The organism is Novosphingobium sp. YAF33, from assembly GCF_052113265.1.
Taxonomy (GTDB): Bacteria; Pseudomonadota; Alphaproteobacteria; order Sphingomonadales; family Sphingomonadaceae; genus Novosphingobium.
This window is the reverse complement of sequence record NZ_JBFRCW010000014.1, coordinates 1-14723: the sequence shown is the minus strand read 5'-3', so window position 1 is coordinate 14723 and position 14723 is coordinate 1. Positions and strand designations below refer to the sequence as shown.

The following is a 14723-nucleotide window of genomic DNA, read 5'->3' as shown; positions in this document are numbered from 1 at the left end:
AAAGGTCCCAGATGCCTGCCAAGCCCAACCGCCTGCCTCGCCCGGCACGGATCTTCACCGCCCTGATCGCCGCCACACTGGGGGCCAATGCCCCCGCCCTGGGGAACAGCATCCCGGCCCATGCCGAACCCGCGGGCAGCGTCTGCACCCCTGCGGAATCCGGTGCCTCGGCCCGGCTCGGCCGCATGGACTATGCCGCCTGCGCCGGGACCATGGAGATCGGCGACCGCCAGACCGGCAAGCAGGCCGACTTGTTCTACACCGCCTACTTCGCAAAGGCCGCAAGCCCCGAAACGCGGCCCATCGCCTTCGTGTGGAACGGCGGGCCCGGCGCGGATTCGCGCCTGCTGCAGTTCCATGCCCTCGGCCCGCGAACGCACAGGGGCGCCGCGCTGGCGGATAATCCCGGCAGCCCGCTGGCCGCGGCCGACCTGGTATTTCTCGATCCCGCCGGAACGGGCTTCAGCCGGGCCGCTTCCGAACGGGCGGCCAAGAGCCTCTATTCGACCACCGGAGACCTTTCCGCCACGACGGCGTTCATCCTGAACTTTCTCAAGAGCCGGGGGCGCGAGAAGGCGCCGGTCTATCTCGTCGGCGAAAGTTTCGGCACTTGGCGCGCAGCCGGCGTGGCGGAAGCCCTGATCGACGCGGGCCAGCCGGTCGCCGGGATCGCGCTCGTTTCCGGGGGGATACCAATGGGCGAGGAACGCAACCGGGCGCTGATGCGCGCGCTGACCCTGCCCAATCGCACGGCAACGGCGCTGGCCCTCGGCAAGCTCGACCCGGCGCTGGCGGCAAAGCCGGCCAAGACCCTTGCCGCTGCCGAGCAATGGGCGCGGGAGGTCTGGTATCCCGCCCTGGCCCATCCCGATGCCCCCGGAGACCGCGCCCGCGTGGTGGCCGGCCTGGCGCGCTATACCGGACTTGCACCGGCCGCGATCGACGCGAAGACGCTCTGGGTATCGCCGCGGGACTTTCGCACCAGGCTGCTGGCATCGGGGGGCAAGACGCTGGGCATCTTCGACATGCGCCGCACCGCGCCGCCGGCCGACGACAAAGCCGACGAGAAGGCCGGCGATGCCGCGATCCTGGCCTTCTACCGCCAGACACTGGGCTATCGGCAGGGCCAATACGCCGGGATCGACATTCCGGAGCTGCCGGTAGGCAACGACTGGCAATACGACCAATCGCCCATCACCAAAGAATCGCTCGCCCGCGCGATGGCCGGCGAAGGCCCGCCCAGCGCATCGCAGCCCTGGGTCCAGCGCGCTCTGGAGAAGGCGCCTGCCATGCGGGTCCTGGTGGCGACCGGCCTTTACGATTCGCTTAACGGCTGCGCCGCCAACCGGCAGGCCGCCGCCGATTTTCCCGCCGCCCTGGCGGAGCGGATCACGGCGCACTGCTATCGCGGCGGCCACATGATGTACGAGGAGCCCGCAGAGGCCGTGCAATTCGCCAGCGACTTGTCCGCCTTCTTCCGCAATTCACAACCCGCGCCAAAGTGAGGCTAGAAATTTCGCGATTCCGCTTCGGTGCGAAATTTCAATTCAAACAGCCTCACCCGCGCATCGCACAACGCAACCCCCTCGCTGCCCGCCTGCGCTAGTCTCTCGCTCAGGGATTAAAAACGCATAGAGCACATGAGGGGTAGTTCGATGATCCAGTCACGCATGGAGAGGGCCGGCCTGGCGGCGCTCATGGTTTCCACCGCCGTCGCCGCGCTGTTCGCCGCCCCGGCCTTCGCGCAGGACCTCGCGCCGGCTGCCGACGACAGCGCCTCCGCCGTGGACATCGTCGTCACCGGATCGCGCATTCGCCGCGACGCCTCGGACGAGACCGCCCCGCTCAATGTCGTGGACAGCCAGACGATCGCGGATCGCGGCTATATCAGCGCCTCGGAGGCGCTGAACCAGCTCACTTCGAACAGCCCCATGCTCAACCAGGCCGACGGCAGCGGCGAAGGCAGCGGTTCGGGCCAGCAGTTCCCCAACCTCTTCGGCCTGGGCGCCGGGCGCACGCTGACCCTGCTCAACGGCCGCCGCATGGTGACCAGCTCCTCGGGCCTGGGCGATGCCCAGGTGGACGCCAACATCATCCCGCTCGGCTTGCTGGACCGGGTGGAAGTGGTGCAGGGCGGCGGCGCGGCGGTCTATGGATCGGACGCCATCGCCGGCGTGGTCAACTACGTGCTGAAGGAAAGCTTCGAAGGCCTCGAACTCGACGGCCAGAACGGCATTTCCTCGCGCGGGGACTATCACACCTACAGCCTGCGCGGCACGGCGGGCAAGAACTTCGCGGACGGGCGCGGCAATGTCGCCATCGACCTGAACTATGCCCAGTCGCCTACGCTGATGTTCGCCGCGCGCCCGCTTTCGGCGCTGGGCCGCCTGACGGTGAGCAACCCGGACGATACCGGCCCCAGCGACGGCATTCCCTCGGTCAAGGAACTGCTCGACGCCCACTTCTGGGAATTCAACTCGAACGGCGTGCTGTTCAACACGCCCGCCCCCTTCACGCGCTTCCTGACCCAGTCGAACGGCACGCCGCTGCAGTTCGATTCCAGCGGCAACGTGGTGCCCTACGATCCCGGTACCAGCGTGGGCATTCCCTTCTCCAGCGGCGGACAGGGCTTCGCTTATCGCGACCTGGCGGGGCTGCGCACCGGCGTCCAGCGCTTCACCGGCAACCTGATCGCGCACTACGACCTGACCGACGCGATCACCCTGCGCACCGAACTGCTCTATGCCCGTACCGAAGGCACCGAGATCCCGCAGGGCCAGAGCCGCACGATCCTGAACTTCGGCACTTACGCGGGGCCGGTGGTCTTCACGATCGACAACCCCTACCTGACCGACCAGGCCAAGGCCGCGCTTTCCGCCGCCCGCCCGGCCTTCGCGGCCGGTGCGCCGCTGTTCCTGTCCAAGTATTTCCAGGACCTGACGCCGGACAATCTCCAGCGCTACAAGACCGACACCTATCGCGCCCTGCTCGGCGTGGACGGTGAATTCTCGGCCGGAAGCCGCAACTTCTACTGGTCGGTTTCCGGCAGCTATGCCCGGGTCGACGGTTCGCAGCGCCGCTGGGAAGTGGACAACGCCAAATACGCGAACGCCATCGACGCGGTGCTCTCGGGCGGCCAGATCGTCTGCGGCATCAACGCCGATGCCGATGCCACTAACGACGACGCGGCCTGCGCGCCGATCAACCCCTTCGGCAACGGTAATGTCTCCAAGGCCGCGCAGAAGTACGTAAGCGTGCGCGCCGGACTGGACTATCGCAACGAACAGACCGACATCCTCGCCACGCTCGGCGGTGACGTGGTCCGCCTGCCGGGCGGCACGGTGAAGTTCAGCCTGGCCTACGAGCACCGCGACGAGCAGGTTTCCTACAACCCGCTCGCCGCCAACCAGCAGGGCCTGTTCGGCGGCGGCACGCTGGAGATGGCGCAGTCGGCCGGGTACAATACCGACGAACTCTCCGGCGAACTGCTGATCCCGCTGATCGACAGCGCGATGAACGTGCCGATCGTGCACATGCTGGAAGCCAGCGCGGCGGGCCGCCTGGTCGACAACTCGATCGCCGGCAAGGAGCAGGTCTGGGATCTCGGCCTGCGCTGGCAGCCGGTGGACGGCGTGACCCTGCGCGTCAGCCGCAGCCGCAACTTCCGCGCGCCCACCCTGGCGATGCTGTTCGCGCCGACGACGACCTCGCTCGGTTCGGTGGGCTACGACCCCTGCGATGCAGACCGCATCAACAGCGGCGCCAACCCTTCGGTACGCTACGCCAACTGCCTGGCCGCCTTCACCGCGAACGCGAACTACGGCGTGGAGGCCGACGGCACCAATGCGGGTCTCAGCCCGGCCGAACGCCTCGCCCGGTTCCAGGACCCGGCCGAGAACTTCGAGCGCGCCACCATCACCACGGGCGGCAACCCGAACCTGCGCAACGAGATCTCGGATACCTTCACGTACGGTATCGTGCTCCAGCCCAAGTTCATTCCCGGCCTGACGATCAGTGCGGACCGCATCGAGATCGACCTCAAGGACGGTCTCTCGGCCTTCACCACCGAGGACTTCACGGCCGCCTGCTATGACAACACCAACCCCGATCCGGCGGTCTGCAACGCGTTCTCGCGCATTGCCGCCTCGGACGGCGTGAGCCCGGGCGGCACGATCCTGGCCGGCACCACCACCACCTTCAACGCCGGCGTCGTCAAGTATCGCGGCGAAGTCTACGCCATCGACTACACCTTCGAGCCCGGCCGGATCGGCGCCTTCCACGTCGGCGTCAACGCCACGCACAACACGCTGCTGACCACCTCTGTCACCGGCGAAAACTATATCCGCACCGACAACACGTACGAGAAGCCCACCTGGGAAGGCCGCTTCAACCTGGACTGGACCAGGGGTCCGGTGCGGGTGAGCTACCAGGCCTACTACCTCGACAAGACCCGTGCCGCCTATGACGCCACGATCGAAACCAACCCCAACCCGATGCTGGACAGCAACCTGACGCACTCGATCTCGGCGCAAGTCGAAGCGGGCGCGATCACCTTCCGCGCCGGCATCGACAACTTCACCGACGAAGCGCCTTCCTACCCGCAGATCGCCTATGGCGACATCCTCGGCCGCCGATTCTGGATCGGCGCCAAGCTGAAGATGTGACGGGTTCCGGCGGCGCCGGGAAACATTCCCTTCCCGGCGCCGCCGCCACCCGACGCACTCGGCATTACCCGGCAGATACGAGACAATGGCTTCCCGCCCAGACGACCAGACTTCGCAGTCCTACGCCCAATGGGTCAGGCGCTCGATCATCCGGAACAGCAATTCCCGCAGCCTCCTCGTCAGCCTGTTCGAAAGCTCGGTCCCCGAGCCGCGCGACCTGCTGCGCGACGTGCTGCTCGAAGGCTTCGAGGCGGGCATGACCTCGCGCTACGCCAGCACTTTCGTGAAGGGCAATCCCTACCTCGTGGCCGCGCTGGCGCGGGACTACGGCGTGCGCGAGGAGCAGGTGCTGACGACCACCGGCGCCACGGGGGCGCTGTCCCTGATCTACCGCGCGCTGCTTTCGCCGGGCGACCGCGTGCTGGTGGAGAACCCCAGCTTCGAACTGTTCGGCAACCTGGCGCAGGCCAGCGGCATCGCAGTGGACACCTTCGAGCGCCCGGCACCGCGCTTCGCCATCGATCCGGGCGCGGTCGAGGCCGGCCTGCGACCGGAGACGCGGATGATCGTGATCTCCAACCTGCACAACCCTTCGGGCATGGCGGTGGACGATGCCACGATCGCCGCGCTGGGAGAGATCGCCGAGCGGCACGACCTCCTCGTCGTGGTGGATGAAGTCTACGCGCCTTACGCCGGAACGCGGATCCGCCCGGCCGCCTCGCTCGATGCCTCGCCGCGGCTGGTCTCGGTCAACAGCCTGACGAAGATCTTCGGTCTCAGCACCTTGCGCTGCGGCTGGATCGTCGGAGACGAGAGCGTGGTCAATCCCGTGCGCGAACTGGCGCAGGAAGTGGACTTCGCGATCTCGAACCTCGCCCACGCAGTATCGGCGCTCATCGTCGAGCATCCCGCGCGCTTTCTGGACAATACGTTCTCCGTGCTGGCCAAGGCGCGGCCGATCATCGAATCCTACCATGCCTACTGGCTGGCCGAGGGCCTGGCCGAGGGCGAACTGCCGGAAAGCGGCTGCATCGCCTTCCCCCGGCTTGTCGGGATCGGGGATACCGAGCGCTTCTCCGGCTGGCTTTCCGATCGCTGCGGCGTACTGGTGGCGCCGGGGGAATATTTCGGCGCGCCCGGACATGTCCGCCTCGGCTTCGCCATGGAGCCGTCGCGCCTCGATTACGGGCTTCAGGCCCTGACCGACGGCCTCATCACCTATCGGGAACATAACAAGCAGCTGGAAACGCCATGAAGTTCACGCCGCCGCAGCCCTTCGGTCGCAAAAAGAAGTCTCCGCTGCGCCTTTCGGTGCTGACGGGGATCGCACTGTCAGCGGCGTCTGCCGGACCCCTTCCGACGCTCGCGGCAGCGCCGCCGGCCGAACGGGTCCTCATCGATGCGCGGGTATCGCAACCCGATCCCGCGCATCCTGTCCGCGCCGAGCTGGGACTTGTCCCTGTTTCAGCCGGCGCGGACAGTTCCCCGGCCACGGCCGGCTACCTCTCCTATTCGCGCAAGGTCGCCCGTTCGGCCGAGAGGCCGGTGATCTTCGCCTTCAACGGCGGCCCCGGCGCCTCTGCCGCCTATCTGCACATGGGGCTGCTCGGTCCCGTGCTCGCCCATGTCCCGCAGGACCCGGCGAGCCGCGATGCCCGCCCCGGCGGCAGCGGCCCCGGCCCCGCAAAGCTCTACGACCTCGCCGACGTAGTGTTCATCGATCCGCCCGGAACCGGCTTTTCCAGCCGCCCGGAAGGGGCAGCCGCGGCGCCCTACAACACCGTGGAGGGCGATGCCAACGCCGCCACCGACCTCGTGCGGCAATGGCTGCGCGGCCATGACCGCCTGGGCGCACCCGTCTATATCCTGGGCGAGAGCTACGGCACGATCCGCGCCGTAGCTATGCTCGATGCGCTGGACCGGCAGGGCCTTGGGAAGAACGTGCGCGGGGTGGTCCTGCTGGGCCAGGCGCTCAACATGATCGAGACTTCGCAGCGGCCCGACAACGTGGTGACGTATGCAGTGTCGCTGCCGACGCTGGCCGCCATCGCCTGCTATCACGGCATGGTGAAGGCCCCCTGCACGCCCGAAAGCGTGACGGCGCAGGCCGCCCGCTTCGCCCGCGAGGAATACCTGCCCGCGCTCTACCTTGGCCGCGACCTGCCGCAGGCCGAGCGTGAACGCCTGGCCGCGCGGCTGGCCGAACTCACCGGCATTCCCGCCGGGTTCTACCTCGCCAACGACTTGCGCATCTCCAAGGAGCGCTTCCGCGTCGAACTCCTGCGCGCGCAAGGCAAGGTCATGGGCCGCTACGACGCGCGCTACCTGGCCGACCGGCCCGACAACGTCACGACGATGATGCCCGGCGATCCGTCCTCGTCGATCTCCGAGGCTTTCGGCCAGGCGATGAAGGACTATCTGGCCGGCACGCTCAAGGCGCCGGGCGCCGATGCCTACAAGGTGATCGCGCGCTTCGAGGGAAGCTGGAGCTACGGCGCCGAGGATTCGCCTTTCGCGGACTGGCCGTTCATGGCCACCGTGGAGCGCCACGCCGCCAGCAACGCCTGCCTGCGCCTGTTCGTCGGCACCGGGATCTACGACACCACCACCACCATCGGCGCGGCCGACTACCTCTTCGCGCAGTCCAGCCTGCCCCGCGAGCGTTATCGCAACGCCCGCTACGTCGGTGGCCACGTCTTCTACTCCGATGACGGCAGCCGTGCGCGGTTCCAGTCCGACCTTGCCGAATTCATCGCGGCCGACGGCTGCCGGGGGGCGCGCAAGTGAGCGACGCGGAACAGGCCCTGCGCAAGGGCATCGGTCTCTGGGGCGTCGTCTCGCTCGGCCTGGGGACGGCGGTGGGCGTGTCGATCTTCTCCGCCGTATCCCCCGCCACCGGGCTGGCCGGGCCGGGCATGCTGCTCTCGGTCGTGATCGCGGCGCTGCCGATGTACCTGATCGCCATCAGCTATGCCTATCTCGGATCGGCCGATCCGGTATCGGGCGCCAGCTTCGTATGGCCTTCCCGCTATCTTCATCCCACCCTGGGCTTCTTCATCGCCTGGATGCGCATCATCGCCAACATGGGCGCCATGGTCGTGCTGGCGCTGGTGCTGGTGCGCTATGTCTCGATGCTGGTGCCGCTGCCGGTCAAGCCGACGATGTTCGCGGTGCTGGTATTGGCGCTGCTGGCGAACCTCGTGGGCGTCCATGTCGCCGCCCGCGCGCAGACGGCCATGGTGGCGGCACTGATCGTGCTGTTCGGCCTGTTCGTGGCCTGGGGCGGCTTCACCGCGTCGGAACCGGCGCGGCTGGAACCGTTCCTGCCAAAGGGCTTCCACGGCGCGCTCGCCGCCGCGCCGCTGCTGATGGGCCTGTTCTTCGGTATCGAAGCCGCGACCGAAGCCGGCGGCGAAGTGGCGAACAGCCGGCGCAACATCCCGGCCGGCATCGCGCTCGCCATCGGCTCGGCCACGGTGCTCTACGTGGCCGTCGCCTTCGTGGCGCTCACCGTCCTCGGGCCGGAAGCCCTGGCCGGCAGCGAGGCGCCGATCCTCGACACGGCCAAACGCTTCATGGGGCCCCTGGCCGTGCCTGTCATCATGCTGGCCGCCGTCGCCGCGATCGGCACCAGCCTCAACGCGATCTTCACGATGTTCAGCCGCAGCCTCTTCGCCATGGCCGAGGCGGGCGTGCTGCCGCGGATCATCGCCCGCGTGCATCCCCGCTCGCACGTTCCGCACATGGCCCTGTTCGCCGTCTTCGGCATCGGCTGCGTGGGGCTGCTGATGCCGATGGAGCTGACGTTCCTGTTCCTGGCCGTGAACATCCCGAACCTGGTGAAATACGGCAGCATCTGCCTTTCCGCCGCCCGCGTCGCCCATGGCCACCCGCAGCTTCACGAAGGCGCGGGCTTCAGGCCGGCGCGCCGGACCATGGTGGTCCTGGGCCTGGCCGGCGCGGTCTGCGCGCTCGGCCTGATCGCCGTGGGCCTTGAGGCGGACTGGCGGCCCTACGTGCTGCTGCTGGTCTGGGGCGGCATCGGCGCGATCTGGTATTTCGCCCGCCGGGGACGTTGAGGAAGGCGCGGGCAGGCGGCCGATCGCCCCCTGCCCGGCGCCCTCTACCGGCTCAGAACGCGAGGTCCTCGTGGGCTTCGGCGCCCGATCCATTGGTCAGCGCCACCGGCTTCGCCTCGGCCACGGGCGCTACGATCCGGGGCGCCTCGGCAAAGGGCTTCACCCCCACCTCGCGCCAGATTTCCGAGGGGAAGTAGACCGTCCCGCCCTTCACCACCATCGCCATGCGGTGGATCGCCGACAGGTCTTCCAGCGGATTGCCGTCCAGCAGCACGAAGTCGGCATACTTGCCCTTCTCGACCGAGCCGTAGGACTGGTCGCGGTGCATGTAGCGCTCGGGGCCAAGCGTGCCGATCTTCAGCACTTCGGCTGCGGGCAGCCCGGCCTCGGCATAGATCTGCAATTCGCGGTGGACCGACAGGCCGGTGCCGTCGTCGGTTCCGGGCAGGAGCGTGATGCCGCGCTTGTACATGTCCAGCAGCAGCGCCTTGATCGTCACGAAGGCGCCGTCGTAACCGGCGGCATCCTCGGGCGTGTTGATCGGGGCGATGCCCTGGCGGCGATTGCGCTGCACGCCCACCGGCAAGTGATCGAAATACCCCGCCACCGCCGGGCTGATCCTGCCATCGCGGCTCATCATCAGCAGTTCCAGCGTCACCGCCGTGGGATCGAGCGCGATGTGCTTCGCCTGCATCGTATCGAGCGTGGCGGCGACGCGCGGAGAGGCAAGGTCCAGCCCCGCCGTCCGGCGCATGGCCGTGAGGCGCAGCGGCGTGCGGGTGTCTTCCTTGGGATCGAGCACCCAGCCCAGCATGAGCTGGTTGATATGGGTCACTTCGTCATAGCCCGCCGCGATCATGGCATCGGCATTGGTGAAGGCCGGGATGTGCCCGGTCACGCCCATGCCCAGGCGCTTCGCTTCCCGGACCACGCCGGGCACCCATTCGGGATTGAAGCTGTTGTAGATCTTCACCTGCCAATAGCCGCGCGCGCCGTACCAGCGCACCGCGTCCAGCGCCTCCGCCTCGCTGCCCGCGATGAAGCCGTTGCGCGAGCTGTAGGGGCTGCGTCCTTCCAAGAAGCCGTTGCGCACGATGCGCGGCCCGGCCACTTCGCCCGCATCGATGCGGTGCGTCAGGTCGATCAGGAAGGCGTTCTCGTTGCCCATGTCGCGCACGCTGGTCACGCCCGAGGCGATGTAGAGCAGGGCGGACTGCAGCGAGACGTGGGCATGCATGTCGTGCAGGCCGGGAATGACCACGCGGCCGGCACCCTCGACGGTCGCCTCGCCGGGTGAGGCAGGGCTGTCCAGCGGCTCCACCGAGGCGATGCGATCCCCGAAGACCACCACCGAGACCGGATCGCCGATCTTGCCGCTCGCCGGGTCGAAGACGCGCACGTCGCGGATGCGGATCGGTGCGGTAAACGTGTGCGCGACCTTCTTCTGGATCGCGGCGAAGCGCTCGGCCGAACGCACGGCGGCGATCTTCGCCAATTCCCCGGCGAACGAGGAAAGGTCCTCGCGCACCGTGGCATTCGTGGGCGAATAGGCCGCGACGAGCGCGCCCTTGTCGTCGAGCAGGATCGCGCTGGGTGTCAGGCCGATGCCCTTGACCAGGAACGCGCGATAGGCCGTGCCGCCCAGCGTGACCGGCGCTTCTTCCTCCAGCGAGAGCGTTCCCCCCGGTGCCGCCGCGAGCACATGGTCGGCATCGGCCAGCAACGCGCGGGCATAGAGGCCGAGCGAGAACGGGCTGCCCTCCTGCGCGACGTAGAGCGTGGGCACCCTGGCCGCCATCGCGCCCTTGCCGGTGGTGTCGACCCAGGACAGCCGCTTGCCTTTGGCCGTGAACTGCTCGTCCACCTTGTTGCCGAACGTCGACGTGCCCTGCAGGGTCCAGCTCGTGGGCAGCCCCTGGGCGCCCAGCACGATCGTCTCGTGCATCGTCGGGCCGCGGCCGTTGCTCTTGACGTCGTGGTCGATCGAGACGGTATCGCCCTCGATATCGGCCAGGACATGGCCGACGTTCTCGCCATTGTCGATCACCGCGAAGCGCTGGGTCTCTGCATGGAGCGCGGCGGCCGAAAGCGCCAGGGCGGAACAGGCTAGCCAGCGCAGGCCGGCGGTCGGTCTCATCGTCATCGGTTCTGGGTTCCGTGGATCTTGTGGCTGTGTGCTTCGTAGAGATGGGCGGCTGATGCCAGGTCCTGCACCGCATGGCCGAGCGACTTGTAGACGGTGATGTCCTCGGCGTTGCGGCGCCCGGCCACCTGGCCCAGCAAGACTTCGCCGATCTCTGCGACAATATGCGCGTCGTCCACCAAGCCGGCTTCTATCGCCACCAGGAACTCGGCGGCGGCATCGCGGGCGGAGGCCTTGCTGTCGGCAATGAAGCGAGAGGCGACGACCAGCGCATTGTCCACTTCCACCGGCCCCGGTCCGCTGGAGCCGACGACGTTGACGTGCGTGCCCGGTCGCAGCCAGGCGCCCAGCAGGATCGGCTGGCGCGCACCGGTGAGCGTGCAGATGACGTCCGCCTCGCCCGCCGCCGCTTGCGCGTCCAGCGCCACTTCCACCGGCAGGCGGTCCTTCCAGGCGTCGACCACGTCCTGCGCCCTGGCCGGATCGCGTCCCCAGATCAGGATGCGCGAAAAGCGGTGGACCAACGGCAGGGCTTCGAGGTGCGAATGGACCTGCCCGCCCGTGCCCATCAGCAACAGCACTTCGGCATCGTCCCGCGCCAGCGCCGCCGTGGCGACGGCGGTGGCGGCGGCCGTGCGGATATGCGTGATCTCCTCGGCATCGGCCACGCAGACGGGGCGGCCTTCCACGGGTTCGAACAGCGTCACCACCCCGCGATGGCGGCGCACGCCGGGATTGTCGGGCTCCGCGAAGACGCTGATGAGCTTGGCGCCGAACATCCCCTGTTCGGACAGCGCCCCCGGCATCAGCCCGAAAGTCCGCCCTTCTCCCATGTGGATCATGGTGCGCAGCAACTGGCGGGTTTCTCCCAGCGACAGCGCCTTCATCGCCTCTCGAACAACCGCGATGCAAGAGGGATAGTCGAGCAGCGCGCGCACGTCCTCCGCATCGAAGATCGCCAGTTCGCCTCGTTTCATAGAATGACCCGTCCCTGTTGCCGATTATCGGTTTGCGTCGAGCATCAGTGATAGCGCCGTGCCTGGAAATATCTCCGCCTTTATTGCGCTCGATCCGGTTTGCGTGGCATGTTCAAACCAACAAACCATAACAGGGAGCATAATCTTGCCCGCCGAACTTGACCGGCTCGACATGAAGATCCTCGATCGCCTCCAGATCGACGCCTCGGAATCCTCCAGCGAAATCGCCGACCGCGTGGGGCTGTCGCAATCGCCCTGCTGGCGCCGGATGCAGCGACTGAAGGAAGAAGGCTACGTGCGCCATACCGTGGCCGTTCTCGACCGCGAGAAGTTCGGCGAGAGCATGTTCATCTTCGCCCAGCTCAAGATGTCCCGCCTGTCCGACGAGGACCGCGACCGCTTCGTCCACGCGGTGGAAGCCACCCCGGAAATCCTGGAAGCCTACACGCTGTTCGGGGAGATGGACGTGATGCTCAAGGTCCTTGCGCCGAACATCGCCTGGTACCAGAACTTCACGTTCCGCACGCTGCTGCGCCTGCCCGGCGTGGAAGATGTGCGTTCCACCGCCACCCTGTCCGAACTTAAGTGCACGCACCGGCTGCCGCTGCCCTCGCTGCCGGGCTGACCGCAAGGCGGAGCCCGCCGCCGATCGCAGCGACGAGCATATTTCATGCGCGCCGGCGGGCCGGCGCCATGCTCTTTGCACATTATCCTTCGGAACGGACTGTTAGCCTCGTGCCATGACCTTGCATCGCATCGCCTTCATCGCCGCGCTTCCCGCCGTCCTCATCGCATCGGCGCCTTTCGCGGCGGCGCGGGCAGACGATGCGCCCGATCTCTCGATTACCCTCGCGCCCGTCGCCGATCCCCGGGGCGCGCTTACCCGCATGGATGTCGCGATCCGTTTCGAAGCCCCGCCGCAAGGCGATGCCCTGGCCGCGATCGCCCTCACCGCGAACACCGTCGAGACGTCTGCCGGCCACATGGAAGCGCTGGCCTTTTCAGATGCGAAGGGCGCCCTGCCCGTGGAAGCGCGGGACGCGGCCAGGGACGGCGACAACCGGGACCGGACGTGGAAACCGCTGCGCCCGGTCGAGGGTGCCGTCACCGTCTCCTACCGGCTGGCGATCGATCCCGCGCAGCCGGAACAGGCCAAGCCGCAGTACGAACTGCGCGCCAGCGACGGCGGCCTGTCCGGCGCGGGCAACGCCTTCCTCGTCCTCCCTGCCGACACCCTGCCGCGCGACCTCGTCGTGCACTGGGACCTCGCGCGCGCCGGCAAGGACGCGCGCGGCGTTTCCAGCATCGGCGTGGGCGACAGCCGCAGCAGCCATCCCCTGCGGTCGGACCAGATCGCCGGCGGCTACTACATGGCCGGGCAGGTCGGCACATATGCCAAGGGCACGTTCTTCGGCACCTGGCAGGGCCGTTTCGGCTTCAACGGACCGGACCTGATGGACTGGGCCGCCCGGCTCCAGGCCTTCTACGGCACGTTCTTCGACCAGCGCCCGGCCAGCTTCGGCGTCTTCGCGCGGACCAACCACGTCAATCCCGGCAGCGGCATCGGCCTGACCGACAGCTTCGCCTTCACGTTCAGCGAAAAGACCCCGATCGACGATCTCGAAAGCCTGCTGGCGCACGAGATGGTCCACGCCTGGATCAATTCGCTCGGCGATTCCATGGATGCGCCCGGCGGGCTGGGGCTTTCCTGGTTCGGCGAAGGGCTGGCCGTCCACTACCAGCGCATCCTGCCCTTCCGCGCGGGGCTGATCTCTTCGCAAGCCTTCCTCGACGATCTCAACTCCACGGCGGGCCGCTATTACACCAATGCCCTGATCGCCACGCCGAACGCGCAGATCGCCGAAGGCTTCTGGAAGGATACGCGCATCCGCGTGCTGCCTTACGATCGCGGCTCGCTCTATTTCGCCTCGGTGGACGCGCAGATCCGCGCCGCCTCGCAGGGCAAGCGCTCGCTGGACGATCTCGTCCGCCACATGCTGGCAGAGCGGCGCGCAGGCCGGCCGATGGACCTGGCGCTCTGGAAGAGACTGCTCGGCCAGGAACTCGGCGCGCGGGGGCTGGCCGATTTCGACGCCATGCTGGCAGGCGGCACGGTTTTGCCGCCTTCCGATGCCTTCGGTCCCTGCTTCGAACGCGTGACGCGCCCGATGAAGCGCTTCGATCTCGGCTTCGATCCGCTGATCCTCGTCGCCAAGGACCGGATCGTAGCGGGGCTCAAGCCAGGTTCCAACGCCGAAGCGGCGGGATTGCGCAATGGCGACCGCATTCTCAACCGCTTCCCGCAGGATGCTCTCCAGGGCGACCAGAAAGCCGAAGTCACGCTGGAGGTCGAGCGCGGCGGGCAGCAGCTGCGCATCGCCTACCTGCCGCGCGGCGTAACGGTGCCCGGCACCTACCAGTGGCAGGCCCGGGCAGGCACCGACTGCGCCGCCCGGTAGCCCCGGCGGCGTTCACCCGGCGAGCAGTTCCTTGAGCGGCTTTTCCTTGTCGGCCAGCGCCGCGAGATCGGGTTTGGCGCCCGCTTCCACCAGCTTGCGGCCCTGGACGTAGTCCTTCACCGCGTTCACGCAGTCGAGCGCCAGGACCTTGCCTTCCTTGAGGTAGATCACCGAGAAGCTGCGGTCCTCGGGATTGCCGCGGATCACGGTCTGGTCGAAGCCCAGGTTGATGCCTGCCGTCTGCAGCCGCAGGTCGTACTGGTTGGACCAGAACCACGGGAACGCCTTGTAGGGCTTGGCATCGCCGCAGATCGCCTTGGCCACGCACGTCGCCATGTCGTTGGCGTTCTGCACCGATTCCACGCGCATCACCGTGCCGCCCGCGAAGTCGCAGGCGAAAG

At 67.8% G+C, this 14723-nt stretch carries 10 protein-coding genes; 7 read left to right on the top strand and 3 right to left on the bottom strand.

The features are described 5' to 3' along the window. Positions 1-11 precede the first annotated feature (11 nt). From AB4Z00_RS22145 to AB4Z00_RS22125, 5 genes are all read left to right on the top strand, one after another. A complete protein-coding gene (locus AB4Z00_RS22145; protein WP_442047273.1) occupies positions 12-1505 on the top strand; it encodes a S10 family serine carboxypeptidase-like protein in 1494 nt (497 codons plus the stop codon). A gap of 150 nt (positions 1506-1655) precedes the next feature. Further along, entirely contained in the window at positions 1656-4664 is a 3009-nt protein-coding gene (locus tag AB4Z00_RS22140) for a TonB-dependent receptor domain-containing protein (RefSeq protein WP_442047272.1), read from the top strand. 85 nt (positions 4665-4749) lie between these two features. Beyond that, a complete protein-coding gene (locus tag AB4Z00_RS22135; RefSeq protein ID WP_442047271.1) occupies positions 4750-5919 on the top strand; it encodes a pyridoxal phosphate-dependent aminotransferase in 1170 nt (389 codons plus the stop codon). Next, positions 5916-7451 (top strand): S10 family serine carboxypeptidase-like protein, encoded by a 1536-nt coding sequence (locus AB4Z00_RS22130; RefSeq protein WP_442047270.1) that lies wholly within the window; start codon positions 5916-5918, stop codon positions 7449-7451. Before AB4Z00_RS22135 ends, AB4Z00_RS22130 begins: the two co-directional genes overlap by 4 nt. Continuing rightward, entirely contained in the window at positions 7448-8743 is a 1296-nt protein-coding gene (locus tag AB4Z00_RS22125) for an APC family permease (RefSeq protein WP_442047269.1), read from the top strand. The genes AB4Z00_RS22130 and AB4Z00_RS22125 overlap by 4 nt, the downstream gene beginning before the upstream one ends. A 52-nt stretch (positions 8744-8795) precedes the next feature. Here AB4Z00_RS22125 and AB4Z00_RS22120 read toward each other — a convergent pair whose 3' ends face one another. Next, positions 8796-10886: an amidohydrolase family protein gene (locus AB4Z00_RS22120; RefSeq protein ID WP_442047268.1), complete on the bottom strand. Its 2091-nt coding sequence runs from the start codon at positions 10884-10886 to the stop codon at positions 8796-8798. Then, complete coding sequence (locus tag AB4Z00_RS22115) at positions 10883-11863, bottom strand: ornithine cyclodeaminase family protein (protein ID WP_442047267.1); 981 nt, start codon at positions 11861-11863, stop codon at positions 10883-10885. The genes AB4Z00_RS22120 and AB4Z00_RS22115 overlap by 4 nt, the downstream gene beginning before the upstream one ends. A gap of 145 nt (positions 11864-12008) precedes the next feature. Between AB4Z00_RS22115 and AB4Z00_RS22110 the strand changes: the two genes are divergently transcribed. Beyond that, on the top strand, positions 12009-12488 hold the full coding sequence (locus tag AB4Z00_RS22110; RefSeq protein ID WP_243654400.1) for an Lrp/AsnC family transcriptional regulator: 480 nt from the start codon (positions 12009-12011) through the stop codon (positions 12486-12488). Between the two features lie 115 nt (positions 12489-12603). Continuing rightward, entirely contained in the window at positions 12604-14322 is a 1719-nt protein-coding gene (locus AB4Z00_RS22105) for a peptidase M61 (protein ID WP_442047266.1), read from the top strand. A gap of 12 nt (positions 14323-14334) precedes the next feature. On the opposite strand, the gene AB4Z00_RS22100 is transcribed toward AB4Z00_RS22105, so the two are convergent. Further along, a partial coding sequence (locus AB4Z00_RS22100) for an oxidoreductase C-terminal domain-containing protein (protein WP_442047265.1) occupies positions 14335-14723 on the bottom strand: 389 nt, incomplete at its 5' end.

What these genes read in the sequence shown, in the direction of transcription:
- AB4Z00_RS22135 (WP_442047271.1), top strand. Translation starts at nt 4,750, where the DNA reads ATGGCTTCCCGCCCAGACGACCAGACTTCGCAGTCCTACGCCCAATGG.
- AB4Z00_RS22105 (WP_442047266.1), top strand. Translation starts at nt 12,604, where the DNA reads ATGACCTTGCATCGCATCGCCTTCATCGCCGCGCTTCCCGCCGTCCTC.
- AB4Z00_RS22145 (WP_442047273.1), top strand. Translation starts at nt 12, where the DNA reads ATGCCTGCCAAGCCCAACCGCCTGCCTCGCCCGGCACGGATCTTCACC.
- AB4Z00_RS22115 (WP_442047267.1), bottom strand. Translation starts at nt 11,863, where the DNA reads ATGAAACGAGGCGAACTGGCGATCTTCGATGCGGAGGACGTGCGCGCG.
- AB4Z00_RS22140 (WP_442047272.1), top strand. Translation starts at nt 1,656, where the DNA reads ATGATCCAGTCACGCATGGAGAGGGCCGGCCTGGCGGCGCTCATGGTT.
- AB4Z00_RS22130 (WP_442047270.1), top strand. Translation starts at nt 5,916, where the DNA reads ATGAAGTTCACGCCGCCGCAGCCCTTCGGTCGCAAAAAGAAGTCTCCG.
- AB4Z00_RS22120 (WP_442047268.1), bottom strand. Translation starts at nt 10,886, where the DNA reads ATGACGATGAGACCGACCGCCGGCCTGCGCTGGCTAGCCTGTTCCGCC.